Source organism: Acuticoccus kandeliae (assembly GCF_003073115.1).
In genome coordinates, this window is the sequence record NZ_QBBV01000036.1 from 1 (window position 1) to 518 (window position 518).

General features: G+C 68.9%; 1 protein-coding gene. It reads right to left on the bottom strand.

The genetic code is table 11. The features are described 5' to 3' along the window. Positions 1–359: RNA polymerase-binding protein RbpA (locus DBV35_RS29175; protein ID WP_108663923.1), on the bottom strand; the 359-nt coding region annotated here is incomplete at its 3' end. Positions 360–518 lie beyond the last annotated feature (159 nt).

Here is a 518-nt window from a genome sequence, read left to right on the forward strand (position 1 = left end):
TCCTCGTCGAGCGCGGTGCGCAGCATGTCGGCGCGCCGCTCGCGCAGCAGCTCCAGGCGCTCGTCGAGCAGCTCCTCGAGCTCGGCGATCGACCGGCGCTCGAGCAGCATGTCCCAGTGCGTACGCGGCGGCTTCTGCTTCTTCTGCTCCGGCTCGGTCCCGTCCACCCGACGGCCGACGCCGCCCTGCGGGGACTCCCACGTCGCGGGAGCCTCGGCGTCGTTCGCGAACGGCACCTGGAACTCGTAGCCGGACTCGGACACATAACGGACCATCTGCCGCGGCGCCAGGTCGTGATTGCGGTCCGTCTCGTAGCTGACAGCCCCGAGCCGGCTGCCACGCAGAACGCGGTCGGCCATGCGTCACCCTCCTGTAGCGCGATGTCGAGGGAGCACCTCGACGGTTACGTCTCCGCCACCGGGTGTAACGTGCGTGGAGCTTCGGTATTCCGGCGGCAGGGCAGAACGGACCCGCTGGAGTTACCTCGCGGTAACCCGCTCAGATCGGAAGAGAACACG